We start from the raw sequence: 22,383 nt of genomic DNA on the forward strand, positions 1-22,383 counted from the left end.
AACTTACCTCTCCGAATAATGATAGCGATGGTTCAACCAATACATCACCAACAAGGCAATAAAAGAGAAGGCAACCAGACTACCGGCAAGTAAATGCGCTTTACCAAATTCAAGCGCTTCAACGTAGTTGTATATCTCAACCGACATCACCCGAGTTTTGCCCGGAATGTTACCACCAATCATCAAGACAACCCCGAACTCGCCCAGTGAATGACAAAACCCCATAATGGCTGCCGAAAAAATCCCCGGCCAGGCCAGCGGTAGAATCACAGAACGGAAACGATCCCACGGAGAAGCTCTGAGCGTTGCCGCGACTTCAATCGGTAATTGACCAATCGCGAGAAATGCATTTTTCAAAGGTTGTAAGACAAATGGAAAAGAATGAATGGTACAAGCAATCGCAATCCCAGTAAAAGAAAAGGGTAACTGCCCAAGATGGAGTTGTTGCAATAACTGACCAATCATACCTTGAGGCGAAAATAGCAGTAACAGATAGAACCCCAGTACCGTCGGTGGTAATACCATCGGCAGAGAGCAAATCGCCTCAACGACTCCTTTATAGCGACATTTAGAAATACATAACCACCACGCAACCGGGATCCCAAGCACCAACAAACTGAAAGTGACGACCCCGGCTAGTTTTAAGGTTGTCAGCACAACAACGCTGTCAATTTCCATCCCTTTACCTTTATGCTCACTTTACCGATATCCATAACTTTGGATGATACGCTGTGCCCTATCCGTCTGCAGATAATTCAGAAATGCCTGCGCAGCCTTATTCGTCTGTCCGGCTGGTAACACCACCGCATCTTGCCGGATTTGTGCATAATCTTCACACGGAACTTCCCAGTAAGAACCGGATTGATAATGATGATTCTGATAAACCTGAGATTTCGCCACAAACCCTAGCGCAGCATTGCCGGTGACGACAAACTGGAATGTGGGATTCAATCCTTTACCTTGGACGATTTTATCCTGAATTTTCGAATATAGTCCCATTTTTTCAAGAACCTGTTGCGCAGCAAGACCATACGGTGCTAATTGAGGATTTGCCATCGCGAGATGTGCATACTCCCCGCTCAGTAAGAGATCTTTCACCGCAATCTTCGGCTGTGCAGACCATAAAACTAATGTGCCTCGCGCATACGTAAATTGATCACTCGCCTGCTGATCCTGAACCAATTTAGTCGGGCGGGCAGTATCCGCTGCAAAAAACAGATCAAACGGTGCCCCTTGCGTAATCTGAACATATAACTGCCCAGTCGCACCGGTTGAAATTTCGATATGATGTGGAAACCGTGACTCAAAATCTTGACTCAACGCTTTCATTGGCCGATAAAAATTATTCGCAACCGCAAATAAAGCATCTGCTGACCAACAAGACGCACTCAATAACAATCCACTCATCAATACGATGAACCGAGCTTTCATACTTATATCCTTAATCGACAGGTAACGATGACTCAACCTATTGAATATTCATCAATTGAATCAGAATATACCCAAGTTGGCCTAAGATGAAGTTTTAACAGCGATTATTCAACAACTGTTATTCCCCAGGCGAAATCAGCCATGAACCGACATCTCTGGTATGAGCCCAAAGGATGGATTGAAAAATATGAGGGAGATGGCGTTGAGGGAAAGAGAAGAAAAGAGCCCTCGGGCTCAAACCACGTCTGATATATCTAGCCGTTCGATACGTTTGCTATATTTGACATTATACATTGATTTGTCAGCATGAGAGAGTAGCCCTTGTTTATTGGATGCATCATCCGGAAAACAACTCATCCCGATACTGACACCAACAGAAACTTGTACATCGTTCACCGAAACCGGTTGAGAGATCTCTTCTGACAAACGTTGAATTCGGGCTTCAATACAATCGATATTTTCCAACAAATCCAAACAAATCACGAATTCATCGCCACCGATACGTCCGGCAAAATCAGAGGTTCGGATATGATGATGAATCCGTTGACCAATGCTGCGGATTAATTCATCACCGATTTCGTGTCCGTGATTATCATTTATCTGTTTAAATTTATCCAAGTCTAAAAACAAGACCACCACTTTCACACCAGAGCGATTTGCTTTGATTAAAGCTCGCTCCAGATGCTCCTCAAAAGCGCGCCGATTCAACAATCCGGTCAGATAATCATGTTCAGACAGAAAAAGCAGACGCTCTTTTTGCGCTTTTAGCTCCTCAGTTTGTCGATGGACTTCCGTTTGCAAATCATCCCGGGATACCATGGTCTTTCTCAGTGCACTTTTCATCTGGTGGAATAACTCCGCCAGTGAAACAAATTCTGAGTCTAAATGACTGGTTTCTATCTGACTGCTCAATTTGCCTTGCGATAGCTCATGAAAACCATGTTTCAGGGCTTTAAAACCATACTGGAAATGTCGATAAATCAGCAAAGCGAAAACCCAGACAAACGCAGAAAAAATCAATAAATTCGCGGCAGTCAGCAACAGCGTGATCTGTTGATTTTTCCGACTTTGATTTAATGTTTTCCTTTGCAAGTCGAGCAGATTTTCCGTCATATTCTGCACCAGCATGTTATATCGGGCATGAAGTAAATCCCGGCCAGACATTTGTCCTTCCCTTGTCATGGCAGACAAGCCAGATTTTATCTCCTGAGCGACCAAAACCGATAAATGTTCATTCATCCGGATCATATTTCTCGTATAGCGGTCTGAATAAGCAAACTGTTCTAATTTTTCCGATAGCTTTCTCTGTGCCACAGAAACCTGTTTCAACATATCGGTGTCTTCATACTGTAAGAATCCCCACAACTGACTACGCAGTGAATCAATACTCAACTGAATCTGCATTATGGACTCTAAATTATTCCGGGTCTGAGCTTGATCTTGGGCTAAACTCCAGAGCGAAAAAATAATCAACCCGAACAGGAGTAAGGTCGAGATTAATAGCAACAGTAGTTTTCGAGAAATTGAACGGATCATGGTAAGACGCCCTGTTGATCCTGTAACCGTTCTAACGTATCTGACGCAAGCATCTTGCGGTAATCCGGCAACGGACCATTGATGATACCGGTATCAATGCCCCAACGCGCCTGCAACTGCAAATTAGACAACAATGCATTGCCTAACGAAAGCCGGAAAACATAATCTTTCCAAGTACTTTCCAGCTGAATTTTCTTGACAGAAAGTGCTCTACCGACAATGCTCCGGGACGATTCAGGATGTTGATGAATCCAATCAATAGTTTCTGCCAATGCTTGTAACAAACGTTGATGGGTCTCTTGTTTTTGAATATAAGACGTACGCATCATCAACAAATTGAATGAGAGTTGATACACACCGCTTAAACTTAAATCAACCAGAGGTGTCGCTGATTGTGACGCTGCCTGATAACCATAGGGTTCCCATACAGATATCGCCTCAACCCGGCCCTCAAACAGCGCAGTGGTCAGCGCTTGTGGCTTTAAATAAACTTTTTTAACTTGATCATGGGTGAGGTTATGTACCAATAACAAAGCATCCAGATAGAACTCTGAAGCACTTGCTTTAACCACCCCCACAGTTTTACCAATTAAATCACTCACTTGACGAACACCGGTACGTTGCAATGACAACAGTTTTACGTCATGGTCTGACTCGACAAAACTACTCAGAACCATAAAGTCTTCGCGTTTAAAACTCTCAAACATCACCACTGACTCAGAAGCCGTGGCGTAATCCACCGCACCTGAAAATAATTCATCAATACAGGCAACACCGCCATAACAGGGAACAAACGTCACATCTAATCCATATTTAGCGAATATGTCTAATTGCCTTGCAACCAAAAATGGCGAAGATAATGGTGTCTGAGAAACAGCAATACGAATATGCTCTTTCGACTCTTGTATCATGATTGATTGCTCTTTATGCACCCAAAGTAAAAATATAGAAAAACCGACTGCCAGTATGATCAGCAATCCGATCCACCGGAGAAAAGTAAAACGAGTTCTCATCTATCCATTATCCATATTTCTCCACCCCTGAATGAAGGTTCAGGAGCGACTCATGATGTCATCAATAATCTATTCAGTTAGCCTGGCTTAACCTGAAACTGAGACATTAAATGACGTAAATCAGATGCTTGTACCGATAGGTCTTCACTGGATTGTTTGGTTTCATCCGTACTCATCAGTACGGATTTCCCGGAGTCTCTGATATGAACCATACTGCGACTGATCTGCTCTGCCGCAACCGACTGTTGTTCACTGGCCGTCGCAATCTGAACATTCGCCTCGTTCAATTCGATGAGAGCTTGATCAATAAGCCCCATTTGTTGCCTGATATCCTGAATCAACACTGAAGACTGACCAATTTGCTCACCGCTGACCTGAATCGCACCAACGGCCGAGTCGGTATTGCTCACCAATGATTCAATTAGTGCGTCAATTTCTTGGGTCGCTTCCTGACTACGTGCTGCCAACACTCGGACCTCATCGGCAACCACAGCAAAACCCCGCCCCTGTTCACCCGCTCTTGCGGCTTCAATCGACGCATTCAACGCCAGTAAATTGGTCTGTTCTGCAATAGCATTCACGACAGACACAAAATCCTGAATTTTCGTCGTGCCTGCCTGTAAATTGGTGATCAGAGCCTGTGATTTTTCAGCACTTGCCACCAAATTCTCCGCAAGATGACTGGTTTCTTCAATCATCCGACACCCATCTTTCACATAGGCTTCCGCTCGTTGACTGGATGAGGAAGCGTCTTCAGCATTGGCGGCAACCTGCGTAATTGTCGCGGCCATTTCAGTCATGGCACTTGCCACCTGCTCAGTATTCTGCTGTTGTTCATCAACCGATTGTCGGTTACTACTGGCAACAGTCGATAACTCAACCACCGAGGTCGCAATTGAATCACTACTCTTCATCACTGACGACACAATATTGCCCAATGCGTTCGACATCATCTGCATCGCGCCTAATAAACGCCCGACTTCATCATGACGATCCACCTGAACATCAAGATCAAAGTTGCCTTGAGCCATCTGCTCAGCAACCGTACAGGCATAAGACAAAGAATGAACTAACTGACGACTGATAAATAAACCAATCAGCAAACCGACCGATAGCGCGATAGCCACCAATAAAACCATCCCCCATATAGCCTGTTGCTCTTCGAGCTCCGTTTGCATCAGCGATGATGTGGTGAGTTTTTCAACTTCGGCTAAAAGTGCCCCAAGCTCATGGTTCTGAGCGGTTTGTTGCGCTTCCAGTTGCTGGGCTTTTTCAGATAATGTTTGACTGGTTTGATGATCGGCAACGGCCTGAAGGATCTCGGTGGCAGAGTCTTCATAGCGCTGGCGATGGACAATCACAGCATTTAAATGCTGCAATAATCGTTGCTCTTTCTCAAGCATTCCATCCTGATGATCTTGCAACATCTCTTTCAGGTTGGACTGTGCTTGCAGAACTTCCTGATCAAAGGTCTGCGAAACAAGGCCAAAGTTCTGTTGTAGCCCTTTTAACTCTTCCACATCAACATCTACTGTAAATTCCGCAGCTCGCAGTGCTTTTTCAACAATCAACGCACTTTGTAGCTGTTTCACAGTGGCATCATTGATAAGTTGAATCAAAGGTATGTGCTCATGAGCAATTCCTTTAACCTCTTCAGCAACTCGATTCATCTTAAACAGGCTGAAAGAAGAAAGAATAATGGTCAGTATGAGCATCGTCCCAACAAGAAAGACCATCTTGACAGTAATAGACTGATTCTTTATCCATTGCATCATAAAACCCGGCCAATTGACGTTTATATTTTCATGAGTCAGACATATTCATACATATGCTATACAATCACGTCAAAACTCACATATTTAACTTAAGTGTATCGGGCTATTGCGTAATTGCTCATATTTTTTTGGTAGTAGACCACAAAACAGGCTTGCATCTCTGCTTAAAGCCTGAAAAAACAATCGGTAATATCACTCAAAAATATAAAAATGGTCAGAGAGACTCAATCTCAGCAGTCAAGTTGTTCCACACGTGAAATCAAATAAATATCATTTTATCAGCACATAATGAGTGGCTTTCTACGCCATGGTAAGTACATCATTCACTTAAGTGATTAAGTCCGAAGTCCCAGCCCCCGTAAAACCATATCGACAACAAATTGCGTCGCATCGTCAAACTCTTGATCATTAAGCGGACGCTTTTTGATCAGGATAATTTCTGTATCACAGTCGGCATAAAATTGTGTCGTTCCCCAAATCATGAATAACAGATACAACGGTTCAATTGGGCGAATTAACCCCCGTTCAATCCAGATTTGGATAACCGTGGCAGTTTTTTCTGTCCACTTCATCATTGGGAGCTGCATGGCGTTCTGGATATGTTGTGCACCATTGATCAACTCCAGCGCAAAAATTTTTGACGCTTTCGGATGGGTGCGGCTATAACGCATTTTCCCTTGGATATAACGTTCAATCACTTCATCTGGCGGTTGCTCTAAAGCCGCTTCGGAGAAGCCTTGGTTCCAGAGATTGAGAATATCTTCCAGCACGGCTAAATACAGACCTTTTTTGGAACGAAAGTAGTAAAGAATATTTGCCTTCGGCAAATGCACCCGATCAGCAATAGCCTGAACAGATGTGCCTTTATAACCATGTTTGACAAATTCATCCGTAGCAGCCTGAAGAATCAGTGCTTCATTGCGCTGACGAATCATACCGGTCTGAGCTTGACGCGACGACGTTTGTTGCATATGAAGCAGAGTCCCTTATTGAGGCATTGATGGAGTGGATCCCTTATTCCTGATCCCCTTCATCGCTGTCAAGTTTTTCTCTGATTTTTAGTTGCGAGGACAGACACTTTTAACACATCGTAATTACAACGTAATTACAAGGACAGGCATCGTAATTACAAGGACAGGCACTTTCAGGTATTCCTACCCAAACACTGCCTATACATTATTCACCATATTGATAATAAAGTCAGTAAAAACTACACAGTTGGTCAGTTTTTTGCATTACGCCTGCTGATATGTTGAAGGGAATACATTGAATATGACAAAAATACCACTCTTGGAACTCTGGAATGTCAGTAAATTTTTTCCGGGGGTTGTGGCAAATGATCAGGTGAATTTGAAACTTCATACAGGTGAAATTCTAGCCTTGTTGGGTGAAAATGGAGCCGGAAAATCGACCCTTGTCAAAATGATATATGGTGTCACACGCCCCAGCCAAGGATCGATCTTATGGGATAATCATGAAGTTGAAATCCATTCTCCTAATCAAGCCAGAACAATGGGAATTGGCATGGTTTTCCAACATTTCTCAGTGTTTGAAACGCTGACAGTATTGGAAAATATCGAATTGGGTCTGGATCGAGAATTTCTTCACAAAATTGATAATCTGAAACAGAAAGTGTTGGAAATCAGCCAACGTTACGATCTGCAAGTTGATCCGGACCGCTATGTGCATCATCTTAGTATCGGCGAACGGCAACGGTTGGAGATATTACGCTGCCTCATTCAGGATATTCGCTTACTCATTCTTGATGAACCCACATCTGTTCTAACCCCTCAGGAAGTCGCCGGATTATTTCGTGTGCTACGCAAACTCGCCGGTGAAGGTTGTAGTATTTTATTTATCAGCCACAAACTCAAAGAAGTTACAGCCCTGTGTGATCGAGCGCTGATCCTCCGTGGTGGCAAAGTCACAGGGGCGTGTATTCCGGCACAAGAAACCCCGAACTCAATTGCCCGAATGATGGTTGGTAGCGATACCGAACTCTCAGAAAGTTATCCAAAATCGTTGGGGGGACAGACACTTTTACAGACCAATGCGCTGACTTTATCGCCAACCCACCCGTTTGGCTGTGGCCTGACGAATGTCAACCTGTCGATGCACAGTGGCGAGATTCTCGGCGTTGCCGGTGTGGCCGGAAATGGTCAGGAAGATCTGTTGGAAGCGTTAAGCGGAGAAGATCACCGTACACCAAAAGAGAGCATTTTCTTTCATGGTCAACCTGTCGGGCATTTAGATGCAGGCGCCAGACGCGCACTCGGCATGGCGTATGTACCGACCAACCGTTTAGGACAAGGTGCCGTACCGGATATGACGCTGGAAGAAAATACACTACTGACACATACCGCTGAACTGACCCGTTTCGGCTTTATTCAGCAAAAAATGATGCAAACCCTCGCCCGCAAACTGATCCGAGATAATCAGGTGAAATGCCGGAATGAACAAGCTCAGGCCAAGAGCCTCTCCGGAGGGAACCTACAAAAGTTCATTATTGGCCGTGAAGTCAATCAACAACCGACCATCTTGATTTGCGCCCACCCGACTTGGGGCGTTGATATCGGTGCAGCCAGTGCCATTCATCGTCAACTGATCGCCTTAAGAGATGCCGGTGCTGCCATTATTGTCATCTCGGAGGATATCGATGAACTGTTCGTCATTAGCGATCGGCTTGCCGCCATTTATGAAGGACAGGTGTCTCCAATCGTCAAGACCAGTGAAACCAATATCGAGCAAATCGGACAATGGATTGCCGGTGGCTTTTTAAAGGATGAGGAACTCGCCAATGCTTAAAGTTCAACCGCGCGTCGAAAGTTCACGCATCATGGCATGGTTTTCACCACTGATTGCGATTTCACTGACATTACTGATTTCCAGCCTGATGTTATTCTGGCTGCATGTCAGCCCGGTCAAAGCTTTCAACGTCTTTTTACTCCAACCTTTCAGCGATAATTACAACCTTGGTGAATTGATGGTGAAAGCGACCCCTTTACTGCTCTGTGCTGTTGGTCTGGCTATCTGTTATCGGGCAAATATCTGGAATATAGGTGCGGAGGGGCAACTGTTGATCGGTGCCGTCGCCAGTAGTGCTGTCGCAGTTCATGCCAGTGAAGATGCGGGTATGGCCATGTTAGGGCTCGCCTTATTAGCTGGAATTATCGCGGGCATGTGCTGGTCGGCAATCCCCACATTACTCAACCGACTGTTTCATACCAATATTATTCTGACTACGATCATGCTCAACTATATTGGACTGTATGTTCTGCTTTGGGCGGTTCATGGACCATTGAGCGATCCCGATGGTTTTGGTTTCCCTGAGTCGATCATCTTCCCTGACAGTGTCATGTTACCACTCTTGTTTGACAGCGGACGCGCATCGGTCAGTATTATTGCTGCCATTGTGATTGCCTTCATTACCGCCATCCTTCTGTTCAAAACATTGCCGGGATTTAAAATCCGCGTTTTCGGTGAGGATGCCTCCGCGGCACAATATGCCGGATTTAACCGGAATAAAATTGTCTGGGGCGTCATGCTATTTGCCGGCGCATTAGCCGGATTCGCCGGTGCTGCTGAAGTGACTGGTCCGATCGGGCAATTGATCCCTTCCGTCTCTCCGGGATATGGCTATGCTGCGATTATTGTCGCTTATCTGGGCAGACTCAATCCAATCGGAATTATTGTGTCATCTTTCTTCATGGGCGCCTTATACATGGGGAGCGATCTCGCTCAGATTGAATTAGGTCTGCCGACCGCAGTCACCGGCCTCTTTCAGGGCATTCTGCTGTTTTCACTGCTCGCGTGTGATTTCCTGATCCATTACCAAATCAAAGTCCGCAGAAAAAGACCGACCGTCACAACGACCGCTTCTGCAATCACACCAGCTCTCGCGCTCTCAAATGAGACGGTTCCCCCTCAAACCAGCCACCAGCAAAATGATAACGGAGCGGCTTAATGGACATACTTTTCATCCAACAAATATTAATTGCTGCTTTAAAAACAGGCACCCCATTACTGCTCATTGCTCTGGGGGAACTGGTCTGTGAAAAATCAGGCGTACTGAATCTCGGTCAGGAAGGCATGATGCTCATGGGGGCAATGGCTGGATTCGCCGGTACCTACTTCAGTGGCAGTCTCGCCTTAGGATTGCTCATCGCAATGTTTGCCGGCACCATGATGGCGCTATTGTTTGCCATACTGACTCAGACCCTGAACACCAATCAGGTCGCCACCGGCTTGGCCCTGACGATTTTCGGTACCGGGCTGAGCGCATTTCTCGGCAGTCAATTGGTAGGGAATACCATTGAAGGGTTTCAGGAGATAGCCATTCCCGGGCTCAGCCAGATTCCTTTTATCGGCCCGATCCTATTTCAGCACGATTTATTGGTCTACCTCAGTTTTATGATTGTCGGTCTGACTTGGTGGGTCATGCATAGAACTCGCTTAGGACTGACCATCCGTGCCGTGGGAGAAAACCCACATGCAGCGAATGCATTGGGGATTCATGTCATTCGCCTTCGCTATGGCGTCATTGCATTTGGTGGGGCGATGGCCGGGCTTGCTGGCGCTTATATGTCACTGGCTTATACCCCGATGTGGATGGAAAATATGACCGCAGGGCGAGGATGGATCGCGCTCGCACTGGTCGTCTTTGCATCTTGGCGAATTGGTTACCTGATGCTCGGTGCCTACTTATTTGGATGCAGCTCAATCATGCATTTGGTGATGCAGGGATTAGGCATTGATATCTCCCCCAATTTATTAGCGATGATTCCCTATCTGGCGACAGTGATTGTCATGGTCTTGATCAGTTCTGATGCATTACGTCAAAAATTGGCAACCCCGATGAGTCTGGGAAAACCATTTGATCCCAAATTACATTCATAGCTAAGTTCGTTCATAAATAAGTTCGTCCATAGATAAGTTCGTTCATAGATAAGTCCGTCCATCGCTAATTCATCATGCAGTGGCACCACCATTTAATCACCCATTATGGGGCAATGCTTGCACCATAATGGGAATTTTCAGTTCAGATTTTCCACTCCCTGCCCGACTTTGAATACACCGCTAACCCATTTGAAGCGGTTCAATCGATAATTAAACGAAATGACACTGCGCTGAGATTTGATTTTGCCAAAATACAACCATGTGGTCAGTTTTTTGCAAGTCTGTCTTTGATCAACGGTTTGGCAAAATTGTGTTTGATAAAACAGCCCCTCACCGTGAATGTCTATACCCAATTAATAATCACAATAATCAATAGAATGATGAAATGGAGTTTTTCATGAAAATGAATCAGTGGTTGTCCGTCGCAGCCTTGTCGCTGTCAGCGTTGTTTTCCACTTCTACACTTGCCAAAGACCCCCTGAAAGTCGGATTTGTCTATGTCGGACCGGTTGGTGATCATGGTTGGAGTTATGAACACGATCAGGCTCGCCAAGAAATGGCAGCTCACTTTAATGGTCAAGTCAAAACAACATTTGTTGAAAATGTTTCCGAAGGCGCTGATGCTGAGCGCGTGATTACGCAACTGGCAAAAGCAGGCAATAAGATTATTTTTACCACCTCTTTTGGATTCATGAATCCGACACTCAAAGTTGCCAAGCGCTTTCCCAAAGTTGTGTTTGAACATGCCACTGGCTATAAGCGCAGCAAAAATGTCGGCACTTATGCCCTGCGCACTTATGAAAGCCGTTACGTCTCTGGCGTTGCCGCTGGGATGACGACTCAATCGAATGTCATTGGCTATATTGCCACCTTCCCGATTCCAGAAGTGATTCGAGATATCAATGCGGTTTATCTCGGAGCGAAAAGCGTCAATCCGGATGTAAAAATTAAAATTGTCTGGGTCAATACTTGGTATGATCCCGGTAAAGAATCTGATGCAGCAAATGCATTGATCGATCAAGGGGTTGATGTTCTGTTGCAACATACGGATAGTCCTGCACCACTGATTGCCGCAGAGAAACGTGGGGTGATGGGAATTGGACAGTCATCAGATATGCAACACTTCGCCCCCAAGTCACATATGTTCTCAGTCAGAGATTACTGGGCACCTTATTACATTAAAACCGTTCAGGAAGTGATGGACGGAACGTGGAAATCCACAGACTACTGGGGAGGACTCAAAGATGATGTCATTCATATTACGTCGATCAATCCGGCTTTACCGGCCGATGTCAAGACAGCAATTCAAGACACTCAAGACAAAATCAAATCCGGTGCGATAGTCCCGTTCGCCGGTCCGTTAAAAGATAATCAGGGCCATCTGAAAGTTGCCGCAGGCAGCGTAGCATCAGATAAAGAACTGGTCGGAATGCATTGGTACGTCGAGGGAATTGGCGCCAGCATTCCTAAATAGTCACTGAACTCACTTCGTTCGATACATGCCACGAAGTGAGTTTTTTTTCGACATAACTTGACCAAATGGACAGCTTTTTCAGGGAAGGAAAATCATGCTCGAAGTGATGATCAACAACCAAATCGTCAGTATTCCTGCGATATCTGCCGATATGATGCTACTGACTTATCTCAGAGAACACCGTGCATTAAAAGGCACCAAAGAAGGCTGTGCCAGTGGTGACTGTGGTGCATGTACCGTGGTGATGGTTGACCAAGATGAACACCATGCACTGCGTTATCGCCAGATCAATGCATGCATTACCCCATTACATGCGGTACACGGAAAACAGATCATCACCGTCGAATCCCTGAAACAAGGGGAACAGCTCCACCCGGTTCAGCAAGCCGTTATCAATCGGCATGGCAGTCAATGCGGGTTCTGTACCCCCGGTTTTGTGATGTCACTCTATGCGCTCTCAAAACAGAAAAACCGCCCCGAGAACCCCGCTGATTTTCTAGCAGGCAATCTATGCCGCTGCACCGGATACGGCCCGCTCATTCAAGCCGCCCATGATATCGTTCAAACCAATTCCCCCGATCCCCTTGATGCGGATCAACATGCCGTCCAACATTGGCTGGCTCAAGTACCACCACTCCAGTCTGAACACTATTTCATGCCGGAGACTCGTCAGGCGTTAGCTCAGTTACGCCAAACGCACCCCACGGCAAAATTGGTTGCCGGAGGGACCGATCTCTCTTTGGAAGTGACACAACGGTATCAGTCTCTCCCTTTGTTGATCGATGTTTCCAAAGTCGATGATCTGCTCACCATCACTGAAACCAACGATGGCTGGCGACTGGGCGCGGCGATCCCGATGTATCGTGTTCATCAATTTATGCAGCAGCACTTCCCGTCAACCGATGAAGTGATTGAACGCTTGGGAAGTATAACCATCCGTCACCGCGCGACGTTGGGCGGCAGTCTCGGCCATGCCTCACCTATCGGTGATATTGCACCTTTACTCATCAGCTTAAATGGTCAGATTGAAGTTGATAATGGCAGACAACGCATCCGATATGCGCCCGAAGATTATATAACCGGTTATCGTCAGACTCGGTTGCAAGATGATGAATGGATCAGTGCCATCTATCTACCCAAACTAGCGCAACAGCAGCGCCATGCGATCTATAAAGTCAGCAAACGTTATGAAGACGATATTGCCACCGTTGTACTCGCCTTAAATTTCACGTTTGATACGCATCAACATATCAGTCACTGCATTATCGCCGCCGGTGGCGTTGCGGAAAAATCCGTGCGTCTGACAGCATTAGAGACCCCATTTATCGGTCAGCCCCTGACCCAATCGCTGATCCGTGACGTTCAGACACGGGTTCCTCAGGTTATCCATCCACTGAGTGATATTCGCGGTTCAGCCCAATATCGGATTCATCTGGTGCAAAACCTGCTTCAACGTTATTTCTTAGAAAATCAAAATATTACAGTGCAACAGCAACAACCCGAACATCAATCTCCCTCCATTCAAACGAGGTTGACTTATCATGCGTAAACTTATTCGTCAGCCCTATACGGCACAACCAGCCCACTCTTCTCAGCATCGATCAGACGTAGTTGGTCAATCGTTACTGCATGAAAGTGCTAAAAAGCAAGTTTCCGGAGAGGCATTGTTTGTCGATGATTATCCGGAACCACACGGATGCTTACATGGTGCAGTGATCACCAGTACCATCGCCAAAGGCACCATCAAGCATCTCGATCTGTCTGAAGTACAGCAGTCTCCGGGAGTCATTCGCGTCATAACCCATCACGATATTCCGGGTCATAATGAAATTGGCACCATTCATAAAGGCGATCCGCTGCTATGTCAGCATGACATCCGCTATTTTTGTCAACCCATTGCCTTTGTCATCGCAGAAAGCCACCAACTCGCTTGCCAAGCGGCACGCAAAGCATTGATTGAATATGAAGAAGTCAGCGATCCCGTGATCTCGTATCAACAAGCGTCGCAACAGGCTCATTTACTTCCACCTCACCAGATGGGAACCTACCGAGGACAGACGTTTTTAACCAATTCTTACCGAGGACAGACACTTTTAAAACCGACACTTTTAAAACCTGCAACAAACCCCGTAAACATCAGCGGTACGTTGGCGGTCGGCGGACAAGAGCATTTCTATCTGGAAGGACAAATCAGTCTTGCCGAGTTGACGGAAGACGGCGGCATTTTTATCCGGGCATCAACCCAGCATCCGACCGAAGTGCAAAATCTGATTGCTGAAGTGCTGAACATCCCTTTCAATCTCGTCACAGTTGATATGCGCCGTATGGGTGGTGGATTTGGTGGCAAAGAGACGCAAGCCGCGGCATGGGCTTGTCTTGCCAGTCTGGGTGCAAAACTCACCCGGAAAGCGGTTAAATTCAGACTCCCGCGAGCAGTTGACATGTCAACAACTGGTAAACGCCATCCCTTTTTTAATCGTTATGAACTGACGACAACTGACGATGGGGAAATACTGGCGGCGAATATCGAAGTCAATGGATTATGCGGTCATTCCGCCGACTTATCTGATGCCATTGTTGATCGCGCCATGTTCCACGCTGACAACGCTTATTTTCTCGGACAGGCCAGCATCCTTGGCAACCGCCTCAAAACGGATACCGTTTCACATACGGCATTTCGAGGGTTTGGCGGACCACAAGGGATGCTGGTGATTGAAAAAGCGATGCAAGATTTGGCAATTACATTGCAGCAAGATCCGTTCGATATTCGTCTCAAAAATCTCTATCGCCCGGGGAAATCCGTCACACCTTATGGGATGGAAGTCGAACAAACCGCTGAACTTTATGAGGTACTCACCCGACTGGAAACTTCCTGTGATTACCGTCAGCGACGTCAGGAAATCCACGTATGGAACCGACATCATCCGGTGCTCAAAAAAGGATTGGCGCTGACCCCAGTTAAATTTGGTATTTCGTTTACAGCAACACACCTCAATCAAGCTGGTGCACTCATCCATATTTATACCGATGGAACAGTGCAGGTTTCACATGGCGGTACCGAAATGGGCCAAGGGCTCCATACAAAAATCCAACAAATTGTTGCTCAGACATTCGGCATTCCCACCGACTGGATCTTAGTCACATCGACGAGAACCGATAAAGTACCGAATACTTCACCAACGGCGGCTTCTTCCGGGGCCGACCTCAACGGCATGGCTGCACATAACGCAGCTATGGCCCTCAAGGAGCGACTGCTCGACTTTGCGGTAAATCATCACGAGTGTCTGTCCTCTCAGCACGCCTCTCAGACACAACGACCGGCTCACGGATGCCTGTCCTCGCAACCTCTATCCTCGCAATCTAGCTCGCCCACACCTGAGATTAAAGATGGCATCCTCTATCTCGATACCGCAAAAATTGAATGGGCCACCTTAATTCAGCAGGCTTATTTAAATCGTGTGTCCCTGTCTGCAACAGGTTATTACAGTACCCCTAAAATTGGTTATGACCGCTCACAGGCTTGTGGGCGTCCCTTTTTCTATTTTGCCATCGGCGCTTCCTGTTCAGAGGTGATGATCGATACACTCACTGGAGAAATGACGGTCGAGCGAGTGGATATCTTGCATGATGTTGGCAGTAGCTTGAATCCAGCCATTGATATCGGACAGATTGAAGGGGGATATATTCAGGGATTAGGCTGGCTGACGACTGAAGAACTCGTCTGGAATGATCGAGGACATCTGGTTAGCCATAGTCCGATGAATTATAAAATCCCAAGTATCTGTGACTATCCGAAGCAGATGAATATTGAACTCTACGAGGTTCCCAATCCGGAACATAGTATTTACCGTTCCAAAGCGGTCGGTGAACCCCCTTTTATGCACGCAATCAGCACTTGGTGTGCGATTTATGATGCCATTGCCGCAATTTCTGAACATCAGTTCATTCCTGATCTAGACACCCCTGCCACAGGCGAAAGAATACTCACGGCTTGCCAACAACAATATCAATGGTTGGCACACCAAACACAGACAACGATGGTTCACCGTCAAGCAGATAGCGAGGGATAAAAATGACTGTCCATTCATCCCAATCATCCGTTTATACATCTCTTTGTACTGCAATGCACTGGCTGGACGCTTGCCATATGTTGCAACAGCAAGGTTGCAACTACTGTCTGGCGACCATTGTTGCAACAGCCGGGTCAGTGCCACGCGGTTGCGGGGCGAAAATGGTAATCACCACACAAGGACAGTATGACTCTCTCGGGGGCGGAAATTTAGAGCGACAAGTCATTGAGACGGCCAGAGCCGAACTGCAACGTCGCTGTCAGCAGCCTAATCAAGATCCGACAGTGTCGATCGAGCGATATAGTCTGGCTGCGGATTTACAACAATGTTGTGGTGGTGCCGTTCAGGTCTTGTTCGAATATTTCAACACACATCAATCTCACGTTGCCATTTTTGGTGCGGGTCATATTGGGCAAGCTCTCGCCCCGATTATTGATAAGTTACAATGTCACGAAACCGTTTTTGATTCTCGCCCGAACTGGCTGGCACCGCTGAGTGAACAAGGGATTTCAACGCAGTGCTTTGACTCCGCTGAAACCGTGATCGCATCGTTACTCCCCCACACTCATCTGGTGATCATGACACACGACCACCATTTAGACTATGAGCTAACCCGGCTGGCTTTGGAAAGACAATGCTTTCCATATATTGGTCTCATTGGCTCTGAAGGTAAAAAACAGCGTTTCACCTATCGACTCACAGAGCAATTAAGTCAGCCCGAACTCATCTCTCAGTTAACTTGCCCAATCGGACATCCCGATATCAAAGGCAAACGACCGATGCAGGTGGCTCTTTCCATTGCAGCGCAGTTGAGTATGCTTTTTGAACAACAAGAAGCGTCAATTCGGAGCCAAGTCGATATTGAAGCGACGTCCACCGATTCAGCTCAAAAAAAGCAACGACAGCTCTGGCAACAAGCCAATGTATTGCTTAAAAAGATGTCCAAATCTCCCTACCAATAAGGAAAGAGATGAACGCTGCAATTCGAACCATTCATTTAACGCCGCCCCAACTGGCTCAAATCTGCACCAGTACATCGTGGCAGCAGTTTATGCTTGCTCATATGCCGAGTCCTGACTATGCGACATTTTGTCAAAGTGCTGATGTCGCATTTGCACAACTGTCAGAATCTGACTGGCTGGAAGCGTTTGCAGGTCATCCGATGATTGGTGATCTTGACACGTTACAGAAGAAATATAGTCAGGGAAAACATCTCAGTGAACAAGAACAAGGAGAAATCAAACAGGCATCAAAAGCTGTACTGCATGATCTTTTGTATTACAATCAGGCCTATCTGAAAAAATTCGGTTTCATTTTCATTATTTGTGCGAGCCAACAATCGGCAGAACAGGTCTTGGAACAGCTAAAGGCAAGAATCAAAAATAATCGCAGCGATGAATTAATGAATGCGGCCATAGAGCAACAAAAAATCAGTCGCCTGCGTATGGAGTCTTACCAATGAGTACATTAAGTTGCCACATTCTTGATACCGGTTCCGGTATGCCTGCTGCTCATGTATCGGTGACACTGTATCGTTACCAGACAGGAAAACCGCTCGCATCAGCAACAACCGATGCCGATGGTCGTATCCGTTTTGAAGATATCACGTTATCATCCAATAATTATACGCTCTCATTTGATGTGGCATCTTATTGTGAGAATGCCTTTGGTCAGGCATTTTTCCCCCAAATCGATGTACATTTTCATGTGACGGAACAAAAGCATTACCACATTCCATTACTTCTCTCGCCCTACGCCTATTCAACCTATCGTGGAAGTTAAGAGTAAAGTATGCAGAAAACATTTCACCGGGGCGAGATTTTGCACTTCCCCAAAAGGACACACAGTCCTGAACAAAATTACCAATATCTGAATGACGGCATTCTCGTTATCGAACAAGGGAAAATCATTGATCTACTCGATGCTGATGTTTTTTTCCAGCACCACCAGATTGCCCCGGAACAAATAGAAACACATTCGGGATTATTGATACCGGGAATGATTGATAGCCATGTTCACTATCCTCAAATGGAAATGATCGCCAGCTATGGTCGTCAACTCCTAGAATGGCTCAATGACTATACATTCCCAGTCGAAACAAAGTATGCCGACTCATCCTATGCGGCACTGCAAGCTGATGCTTTTCTCCACCAACTGTTTGCTCACGGCACAACCACCGCCAGTGTTTTCGCCACCGTCCACCCACAATCCGTCGATGCTTTCTTTACTGCTGCGGCGACTTATCAGGCCCGCATGATTTGTGGCAAAGTTTTGATGGACCGCCATAGTCCTGAGAATCTACGTGATACCGCTGATTCCGGCTATCGTGAGAGTAAATATTTACTGGAAAAGTGGCATCATCAAGAGCGGGCGCTGTACGCTATTACGCCTCGATTTGCACCAACAAGCACGCCGGAACAATTGGCATTAGCAGGACAGTTGGCACAAGAGTACCCAGATGCTTTCATTCAGACCCACTTGAGCGAAAACACCGACGAAATTCACTGGGTCAAAACCCTATTCCCGGATGCCCAAGATTACTTGGATGTTTATGAACGTTATGGATTAGTGCGTGACAAAGCATTATTCGGCCACGGGGTTCACCTTGAACCCAGAGAATATCAAGCACTGGCTCGCAACCATAGTAGTGTGATTTTCTGCCCAACCTCCAATCTCTTTATCGGCAGTGGTTTATTCCCTTATTTTACCGTGAAAGAACATGGGATACCGGTTGCCATTGCCAGTGACGTCGGGGGCGGTACCAGCCTCAATCTACTGGTAAATCAGGCTGAGGCTTACAAAATCTTGCAATTACAGCATCAAAACCTCAATCCTTTTGAATCGTTATATCTATGTACACAAGGAGCTGCTGTTGCAATGCAGTTGGATCACCAAGTTGGTAATTTAAACCCCGGCACAGAAGCTGACTTTATTGAACTCGATATCAACGGTACACCAATGCTAAAACAACGCATGGCGCAAGCAAAGACATTAGAAGAGAAGCTATTTGCTTTAATTATGCTGGCCGATGAACGGGTTATCCGTCAGACCTACGTGAATGGACAACGGGTTTATCATCGCCCATAAACTGCGGAAAATGTCGGGACTCATGTTGATGTCCCGACATTTTTCAACGATAGCGAATCAACCAACCGATTATCCTCGATGACATTGAATATTATCTGGTAAGTTTTTCGCTTTTAACGACAAGCGTTGTTGATCCAAGCGGACAATATCCAGCGTTCCCCCTGCATGTTTAGGGATATATTGTTTAAGATTCAGCATCGCTTCCCATTCAGGATGTGTCAGGTTCTCCACCTTCAGCTCATTCGCCTCAAGGATCAACTTATCTCCTTTCATTTTCCAACTACCATTCCCAGCAACAGAATATGACACTTCAATAGGCTGTCCTGGTAAACGAGCAATCAGTGTCCCTTTGGTCACATATTTATGGGACGCAAGATAATGTTCCTGAGTGGTTAAATTTAACTGATACAAAGGCTGGCGAAGAGATGCAGAGCAATCCCACTTTCCCCGCAATAAAGACTCATTTTCAGCGGCTTGAGTTGCTACCGAAAATCCAATGGGTAAACAGCAGCATAGCAAATAAAAATAACGCATCACAATCTTCACTTCATCTGAACAAGTTTTCGAATCATAACTAATTTTAAGCTAAAAGTGTCAGCATCAGGTCGAAACTCTTCTCTGCCAAAGAAACTCTTCCAAGGACAGACGTTTTTAGTCCCATTCCAAGCATTATAAGGACAGACAAAATTATTCAATTTGTCACTTGTAATTCAGGCAAGAACCATGCATCTTTAGGCAGATTAAATATTTGATAAAAAAGGATAATATAAGTGAATATATCCAAGGCTCTATCATTCACCAGCATGATTTTATTAAGTGGTTCAGCAATGGCATCGGTCACGATTGATCTTCCAGAAGCCGTTAACGTTCTGGTAGCCAATGGTGGTAAAGCAAACATATCAAGTGATGGTTTTTTTAGCTCACAAAAAAAACTACAACTGGAAGATGGACTACAACAAATTGTCTTCCGTTATGAGCCTTTCTTTCAAGAAGGCAAAGACAATATCGGTATCGAAAGTGATGTGACGGTTGCAGTATTTAATGCGGCAGATGCAGAACTGACGCTGCAAGTTCCTCAATACAGAAGTTCGCGCGAAGCTCGGGAACATATCAGTGGTATGCAATGGTCGCTGACCAATCAAGACGGACAAAAAATCCCTGTTACGCAGGACAAACTACTCAAAGACGGTATCCAGTTTGGACGCAACTATTATACCGAAATGTCTGTTTACAATCAGTCTGACAAAGTCGCATCCGTTCCTGAGTACGCGCCTCAATCAGGATTATCGGCCAAAACCATTCCGGCTCGCTCACTTAGAACGTCTTCTCAAACCAAGGCTTCAGCAACCACAGCGGAAACAATGTTGCATTACTGGTATGAACAAGCGGATGCGAAAACCCGGTCTCGTTTTAAACAATTTATCAACCAGCAATAATTTTCTTACCACTGACAGCTGATCTTTCTGTTCTATATCGAACACAGTGAGTCTATCAGTAAACGGCCACCGTCCCGCATCAGGACGGTGGCCGCTGTTTTATTGAGCGACCGAATCTTTTTAAACAAGCAATGCCACTCCTCGTTGTTCGGTATCACGATATCAGCAGATAATGGTGTTTGATATCCTGCACATTATTTCCCACAACTCACCCACTCAAATGTGAAATCACTTCAGCCCTCATTGTCGCTCTTTCCGATGATGATCACTAAACTGGTATAAAAGGTAACGTTATGGCAAGGTACTTATCATAAAAACAGGCCATGCTATAAAAACAAGCCATAACATTTGCTAAGTAGATAGATTGATCATAAGGATAAGCAACATGAAACCAATAACATCCGCAGTCGCTTTATGCCTACTGATTGGCATAGCGGGTTGTCAGAGTACGCCGCATCAGACATCATCGGATAATCCAACCGACGAACAATCCCAGTCTTATGCGCTGTTTACTCATATTCAAACCACTTATCAGCAATGGGATGAAACGCTCACGGATGTTGAATCGTTCAAAATTTACTCCGAATCTCATTACAACAAGCTACAAGATGCATGGAAAGATGCTCAATCTTTATATCAGGAGATTCAGTCCGATCCATCAAGAACCACCGAAAGTGTGTCAATTTTCTCCAGTCAAACTTATGCAGACAAATTTAACCAGTATATTGACACGATCGAGCAGCAGTTAAACCAACTTCAGACCTTCAAAGAAAAAGCGGATCACTTCCTTGCCGATGCGATTGCTGAGATGGATTATTTAACAAAGATCGATGCACAACAGTATGATCGCAGAGCATATAAACGAGTGAATCAGCTATACCATGACTTATTTGAATATGTTGCTGAAGATAAATTAGAAAAGGCACAGACAAAACAGGTGGCGTTTCTGAATCTCTCTCGGAGCCTTGAAGTGAAGGTAATGCGCCTCAAATATGTCCAGCCATTACAGAAGAAACTCACATTATTGAAACAAGAAGACTTTAATGAGGTGGCTCCCATCACCTTTGCGAAAGCCAACCATCAAATCCAATTGGTTGAGGCAACGGTTCAGTCCAATCCTCGGGATATTACAGCGATAGAAAAAGCAGCACAGTCCGGTCAGTTTGAAATCGCTCATCTAGAACAAGTCACACACATGGTGAAACAATTACGTAGTATTGAAGATGGTCAATTCGAACCAATTGTTCTTGAGATCGAAAACAAACTACTGGCTATTTCACAAGCTATCGACCATTCAGACTTCCGGGATCAAGTGCTAAGAGAACAGACAAATCATATTCTGGAGAGTGTCGCAACCCTTCAACAACTCGCGCAAACACAACAAGAAAACTGGCAGGCCAAAAACACGGCGCAACAGCAAAATAATCAGAAGCTACAAACAGCACTGACAGAAGCCTATCAGCAACAACAAACACTACAAAAGCAATTGCTTCAAGAACAAACGCATATAAAAAATCTGGAAACATTGGTGACACGATTAAAATCACAGCAATCACCATCAAAAGCCGCGCCTCAACCAGAACAAAACAAATTAGGGGAAGCAGCGGATAAATCCCCGGCCTCCCAGCAAACGGAGTCGGAAAATTTACAAGCACAGTAAAACAA

Annotated in this window: 19 protein-coding genes; 12 read left to right on the top strand and 7 right to left on the bottom strand. The window is 45.5% G+C overall.

Annotated elements, in window-relative coordinates; genetic code table 11:
- Nucleotides 1–3: 3 nt before the first annotated feature.
- From modB to OCU60_RS20590, 6 genes are all read right to left on the bottom strand, one after another.
- Nucleotides 4–678, bottom strand: a complete 675-nt coding sequence (gene modB / locus OCU60_RS20565) for a molybdate ABC transporter permease subunit (RefSeq protein WP_074374837.1) — start codon at nt 676–678, stop codon at nt 4–6.
- A 21-nt stretch (nt 679–699) separates the two neighbouring features.
- Nucleotides 700–1,431 (bottom strand): molybdate ABC transporter substrate-binding protein, encoded by a 732-nt coding sequence (gene modA, locus OCU60_RS20570; RefSeq protein ID WP_074374836.1) that lies wholly within the window; start codon nt 1,429–1,431, stop codon nt 700–702.
- A 234-nt stretch (nt 1,432–1,665) separates the two neighbouring features.
- Nucleotides 1,666–2,967 (bottom strand): GGDEF domain-containing protein, encoded by a 1,302-nt coding sequence (locus OCU60_RS20575; RefSeq protein ID WP_074374835.1) that lies wholly within the window; start codon nt 2,965–2,967, stop codon nt 1,666–1,668.
- Nucleotides 2,964–3,980 carry an ABC transporter substrate-binding protein gene (locus OCU60_RS20580; RefSeq protein ID WP_235862237.1) on the bottom strand — a complete coding sequence of 339 codons (1,017 nt, stop codon included), beginning with the start codon at nt 3,978–3,980 and terminating at the stop codon, nt 2,964–2,966. The genes OCU60_RS20575 and OCU60_RS20580 overlap by 4 nt, the downstream gene beginning before the upstream one ends.
- A 77-nt stretch (nt 3,981–4,057) precedes the next feature.
- The gene (locus OCU60_RS20585) at nt 4,058–5,755 is read right to left on the bottom strand and encodes a methyl-accepting chemotaxis protein (RefSeq protein WP_074374834.1); all 1,698 of its coding nucleotides are present in this window, start codon (nt 5,753–5,755) and stop codon (nt 4,058–4,060) included.
- 335 nt (nt 5,756–6,090) lie between these two features.
- Nucleotides 6,091–6,726 carry a TetR/AcrR family transcriptional regulator gene (locus tag OCU60_RS20590; RefSeq protein WP_074374833.1) on the bottom strand — a complete coding sequence of 212 codons (636 nt, stop codon included), beginning with the start codon at nt 6,724–6,726 and terminating at the stop codon, nt 6,091–6,093.
- Between the two features lie 301 nt (nt 6,727–7,027).
- On the opposite strand from OCU60_RS20590, the gene OCU60_RS20595 reads away from it, so the two are divergent.
- The 10 genes from OCU60_RS20595 (at nt 7,028) to guaD (ending at nt 19,282) form a co-directional block, all read left to right on the top strand.
- On the top strand, nt 7,028–8,560 hold the full coding sequence (locus tag OCU60_RS20595) for an ABC transporter ATP-binding protein (protein ID WP_074374832.1): 1,533 nt from the start codon (nt 7,028–7,030) through the stop codon (nt 8,558–8,560).
- On the top strand, nt 8,553–9,719 hold the full coding sequence (locus OCU60_RS20600; protein WP_083602761.1) for an ABC transporter permease: 1,167 nt from the start codon (nt 8,553–8,555) through the stop codon (nt 9,717–9,719). The genes OCU60_RS20595 and OCU60_RS20600 overlap by 8 nt, the downstream gene beginning before the upstream one ends.
- On the top strand, nt 9,719–10,651 hold the full coding sequence (locus tag OCU60_RS20605; protein WP_074374831.1) for an ABC transporter permease: 933 nt from the start codon (nt 9,719–9,721) through the stop codon (nt 10,649–10,651). The genes OCU60_RS20600 and OCU60_RS20605 overlap by 1 nt, the downstream gene beginning before the upstream one ends.
- Nucleotides 10,652–11,048: 397 nt before the next feature.
- The gene (locus OCU60_RS20610) at nt 11,049–12,125 is read left to right on the top strand and encodes a BMP family ABC transporter substrate-binding protein (protein ID WP_074374829.1); all 1,077 of its coding nucleotides are present in this window, start codon (nt 11,049–11,051) and stop codon (nt 12,123–12,125) included.
- 94 nt (nt 12,126–12,219) lie between these two features.
- A complete protein-coding gene (xdhA, locus tag OCU60_RS20615) occupies nt 12,220–13,674 on the top strand; it encodes a xanthine dehydrogenase small subunit (protein WP_074374828.1) in 1,455 nt (484 codons plus the stop codon).
- Complete coding sequence (locus OCU60_RS20620; protein WP_074374827.1) at nt 13,667–16,195, top strand: xanthine dehydrogenase molybdopterin binding subunit; 2,529 nt, start codon at nt 13,667–13,669, stop codon at nt 16,193–16,195. The genes xdhA and OCU60_RS20620 overlap by 8 nt, the downstream gene beginning before the upstream one ends.
- A gap of 2 nt (nt 16,196–16,197) precedes the next feature.
- On the top strand, nt 16,198–17,157 hold the full coding sequence (xdhC, locus tag OCU60_RS20625; protein WP_235862235.1) for a xanthine dehydrogenase accessory protein XdhC: 960 nt from the start codon (nt 16,198–16,200) through the stop codon (nt 17,155–17,157).
- A gap of 8 nt (nt 17,158–17,165) precedes the next feature.
- The gene (locus OCU60_RS20630) at nt 17,166–17,657 is read left to right on the top strand and encodes a 2-oxo-4-hydroxy-4-carboxy-5-ureidoimidazoline decarboxylase (protein WP_074374825.1); all 492 of its coding nucleotides are present in this window, start codon (nt 17,166–17,168) and stop codon (nt 17,655–17,657) included.
- Complete coding sequence (gene uraH, locus OCU60_RS20635) at nt 17,654–17,977, top strand: hydroxyisourate hydrolase (protein WP_074374824.1); 324 nt, start codon at nt 17,654–17,656, stop codon at nt 17,975–17,977. The genes OCU60_RS20630 and uraH overlap by 4 nt, the downstream gene beginning before the upstream one ends.
- 9 nt (nt 17,978–17,986) lie before the next feature.
- Nucleotides 17,987–19,282, top strand: coding sequence for a guanine deaminase (guaD, locus tag OCU60_RS20640; protein ID WP_074374823.1), 1,296 nt, complete (start codon nt 17,987–17,989; stop codon nt 19,280–19,282).
- Between the two features lie 69 nt (nt 19,283–19,351).
- Here guaD and OCU60_RS20645 read toward each other — a convergent pair whose 3' ends face one another.
- The gene (locus OCU60_RS20645; protein WP_074374822.1) at nt 19,352–19,816 is read right to left on the bottom strand and encodes a hypothetical protein; all 465 of its coding nucleotides are present in this window, start codon (nt 19,814–19,816) and stop codon (nt 19,352–19,354) included.
- Nucleotides 19,817–20,052: 236 nt separating this feature from the next.
- On the opposite strand from OCU60_RS20645, the gene OCU60_RS20650 reads away from it, so the two are divergent.
- Nucleotides 20,053–20,718, top strand: a complete 666-nt coding sequence (locus OCU60_RS20650) for a DUF2057 family protein (RefSeq protein ID WP_074374821.1) — start codon at nt 20,053–20,055, stop codon at nt 20,716–20,718.
- Nucleotides 20,719–21,103: 385 nt separating this feature from the next.
- Nucleotides 21,104–22,378: a hypothetical protein gene (locus tag OCU60_RS20655; RefSeq protein ID WP_074374820.1), complete on the top strand. Its 1,275-nt coding sequence runs from the start codon at nt 21,104–21,106 to the stop codon at nt 22,376–22,378.
- The last annotated feature ends 5 nt before the right edge of the window (nt 22,379–22,383 follow it).

The organism is Vibrio spartinae (genome assembly GCF_024347135.1).
Classification (GTDB): Bacteria; Pseudomonadota; Gammaproteobacteria; order Enterobacterales; family Vibrionaceae; genus Vibrio; species Vibrio spartinae.